The organism is Armatimonas sp. (genome assembly GCF_043760365.1).
In the GTDB taxonomy this organism is placed as follows: domain Bacteria; phylum Armatimonadota; class Armatimonadia; order Armatimonadales; family Armatimonadaceae; genus Armatimonas.
In genome coordinates, this window is record NZ_JAYUPA010000794.1 from 1 (window position 1) to 3,341 (window position 3,341).

4 protein-coding genes are annotated in these 3,341 nt (G+C 59.8%); 1 reads left to right on the forward strand and 3 read right to left on the reverse strand.

The window, feature by feature from the left end; genetic code table 11:
* From ACH2EH_RS19220 to ACH2EH_RS19230, 3 genes are all read right to left on the reverse strand, one after another.
* Positions 1–1,916, reverse strand: a 1,916-nt coding sequence (locus ACH2EH_RS19220) for an ATPase, T2SS/T4P/T4SS family (protein ID WP_395144190.1), incomplete at its 3' end; no start/stop codon positions are given.
* 72 nt (positions 1,917–1,988) lie between these two features.
* Positions 1,989–2,267 carry a DUF2809 domain-containing protein gene (locus ACH2EH_RS19225; protein WP_395144192.1) on the reverse strand — a complete coding sequence of 93 codons (279 nt, stop codon included), beginning with the start codon at positions 2,265–2,267 and terminating at the stop codon, positions 1,989–1,991.
* On the reverse strand, positions 2,248–2,778 hold the full coding sequence (locus ACH2EH_RS19230) for a hypothetical protein (RefSeq protein ID WP_395144193.1): 531 nt from the start codon (positions 2,776–2,778) through the stop codon (positions 2,248–2,250). The genes ACH2EH_RS19225 and ACH2EH_RS19230 overlap by 20 nt, the downstream gene beginning before the upstream one ends.
* Positions 2,779–2,816: 38 nt before the next feature.
* Between ACH2EH_RS19230 and ACH2EH_RS19235 the strand changes: the two genes are divergently transcribed.
* The coding region (locus tag ACH2EH_RS19235) for an aldehyde dehydrogenase family protein (protein WP_395144195.1) at positions 2,817–3,341 on the forward strand (525 nt) is incomplete at its 3' end.

Below are 3,341 nucleotides of genomic sequence, written 5' to 3' on the forward strand. Positions count from 1 at the left end.
CGCATGGAGGCACCCGCCGCTGAGTTACAGTGCAGGGTCGAGAGCACCAGGTGCCCCGTCATCGCGGCCTTGAAAGCGATCTCCGCCGTTTCCCCATCGCGAATCTCCCCTACCAGCACGACATCGGGGTCCTGCCGTAGAATCGCACGAAGCTGTGATGCGAAGGTGAGGCCCGCCTTCGGGTTGACCATGCTCTGGCTGATCCGATCCATCTCGTACTCCACGGGATCTTCACAGGTCATGATATTCGTGGCGGGGTCTTTGACCGCATTGAGCGCGGCGTAGAGCGTGGTGGTCTTACCGGAGCCCGTCGGCCCCGTCACGAGAATAATGCCGTAGGGGCGCTTGATGAGGGAGTGAAACGCCTCCAGATTGGGTTTAGAGAACTCCAGTTGCTCGATATTCTTTTGGGTAGCGCCGCCATCGAGCACCCGGAGCACGACACGCTCACCGTAGAGATTCGGCAGGGTCGAGACACGGAACTGTACCGTGCGCCCATCAATGCTCAGGTTGATACGCCCATCCTGAGGCAAGCGGCGCTCCGCGATATCCAGATCACTGAGGATCTTGATACGTGAGGAAAGCGCAGCAAACGAGGTCTTGGGCAGGACATGCATCACATTGAGATGCCCGTCAATGCGGTAGCGAACCTGGAAGTCTTTCTTGTAGGGCTCAATATGGACATCGGAAGCACGGCGACGCACTGCCTCAATCAGGATGGTATTGACAAACTTGATGATGGGCGCATCGTTGGGATCGTCCATCGTGGCGACATTGTCAGCATCTTCTGCAAGGCGACGGGTCTCCGCGGGGGAGAGCGTTGCATCGTCGTTGAGGATCGTCAGAGTCGCTTCCAGAGAGCGGCTGAGCTGATTTTTCTCGTAGGAGCGACTGCTAGTCTGGTAGGCCAGCTCGATGGCACGTTTAAGGGCGGTGCTCTCTGCCAGAACGGCCTTGACACGGCGCTTGGTGCGTGCCTGAACCAGATCAATCGCGGGAGTGTTCCAGGGATTGGCGACCGCAGCGCGAATCGGGGGATCCGAGAGATAGGCATCGTCTTCGGAGGGCTCCAACGGCAGCACCAACAGGGCGAGTGCCTGCTCCCGTGGAATGAGACTGAGGCCGTCTTCATAGACACTCTCACTCTCCACATTGACAAAGGTCATGTCTATCTGGCGGCTGTGTGCTGCCGTGATGTCCTGCTCGTTGACCCAGCCCTTGCTTACCAGAATCGAGCCGAGTCGCTCCCGAGTGAGGCTCTGGATCTCCAGCGCCTGCGCAAGCTGTCCGTGGCTGATCAGACCGCGCGTGATCAGAATCTCCCCCAGGCGCTCCTTGGCACCGAGTGTTCCGGTGGAGGGAAGAACTGCAGGGAGGCCAGCACCTGTTGAGGGAATTACGGGGCTGCGCGTGGTGCGTGTCGTGCTGTTGGTTTCCGCGAGAGCGGAGCCACCCACTCGGGCCAGTGCCAGATCTTCCGCAGGAGCGGTGGCGAAGTTATTCGTCTTTTCGGCGGGAGGGAGTGCGAGGAGATCCTGGAGAGCTGTCCGAATCTCTTCCACCTCCAGTGGGTAGCGCACACAGGTAACGGCACCCGCCTCCAGAGAGCGTTGCCGGTTATCGGGTGTGTCGCTATCCATCGCCATCAGAACAGGCAGGTTATCAATTCCGATATCCGGATGCCGGATCCGGCGGCAGATGTCCAGCCCATTGACCTTGGGGGCGTTCCAGCGCGTGATGAGTAAGTTATAGACAGACTGGATACGGGTCTCGCTGCGTGGGTTGCTTCCGTGAGTGAGCTGCTCCCAGGCCGCCTCACCATCGCGAACGATGGTTGCCTGATGCCCGTGGCGCTCCAGTGCCTCGTGGAGCAGGAGGGCAGAAAGAGCGTCTTCTTCAACAGCTAGAATTTTCATGGAATGTTACTTTTACATAGTCGGTAACCTTGTCACAATTCTTAACTCTCTTGCGCTGAGCCTTTTTCACCGTCATTTACGTTTTTTGTCTAGGAGTGCTCCCAGTGCTATCCCTGCGCCGTAGCAGCCAAGATCTCCCCAGGAGAAGCTGCCTCCAACCGCCAGTGCACCAAGCTTCGTCTGGCGCAGTGCCTCCAGCCAGGGAGTGTGCCAGAGCTGACTGAACTCTACCAGACAGGCGATTGCCAGTGCCTCGACTTGGCGCTTGAGGGGGCGTGTGGCCAGGCCCGTCGGGATGCAGGCCAGTGCCAGGAAAAGCCAGCGACGGCGGCTAGAAACGAATTCCTGCACCGAGATCCAGCCCTGAGAGATCGAAGCCCTGTACTCTACCCACACTGCGCCAGCGCGCCTCAAAAAAGCTATTGATCCCGATACTTGTCCCTGCATAGACACTTGCACTGGGAGCGAAGCCGCTTCCATTGACACGGTCTGCCTCGCTGCGCACATTGGCATAGACTCCCCCGGCACCCAGTCCCGCGTAGGGCAGTAGCTTTGGCAAGCGCAAGGGCTGACCCTCTGGTACGGTGAGCCGAAAAAGCGGCCACTGGTACTGTGCGCCAAGAAGTGCCATAAAGACGCGGTTATTCAAGCCCGCCACTTTCTTTGTCTGTGTGGCGAGGGAAAAATCGGGGGAGAGTCCGGGGAATGGGAGAGGCAGAACCGGTCCTAGCCCAGGGGAGAAACTGAACCAGTTCTCCCCAAAACGGGCACGGACAGCGGCACTTGTCGGCAGATACGTCCCCGCATTGAGGCCATAGACAGGTAGGCGCAGCGGCTTAGGCGCGGGTGCTTCGGTTTGCATGTCTCAGGATACCACCGATTTTACGGTATCCTGAGGGGATGAAATTCACCACGTTGCACGAGGCCGAGAGAGCAATCGCTGCCGCCGCCACGAGCTTTGACAGCACCCGCACACTCGCCTCCTACGAGCGCCATGCTATTCTGACAGCGGTTTCCGATGGCCTGCGGGAGCAGCGCGACGCCTTCGCACAGCTTCTCTGCGACGAGGCTAGGAAGCCGATCCGTGATGCCCGTGTGGAAGTGGACCGCGCCTGCCTGACGTTTTCGCTCGCCGCCGACGAGGCTCGGCGCTTCGGGGGGGAGCTGTTGCCACTTGATCTGAGCGCCGCGGCAGTGGGTAAGCTCGGGCTGGTGCGCCGTTTCCCGGTTGGGCCTGTTGCCGCCGTGACACCGTTTAACTTCCCGCTCAATCTTGTGGCCCATAAGCTTGCTCCTGCCATCGCCGTTGGTGCGCCCGTGGTGCTCAAGCCCGCAGAAAAAACGCCGCAGATCGCGCTTAAACTTCAGACACTCGTGCGGGAATCTGGCTGGCCCGAAGCGGCGTTTGCCGTGCTCACGCCCGAG

Coding starts and splice junctions, on each gene's coding strand:
- ACH2EH_RS19230 (WP_395144193.1), bottom strand. CDS start 2,778: ATGCAAACCGAAGCACCCGCGCCTAAGCCGCTGCGCCTACCTGTCTAT.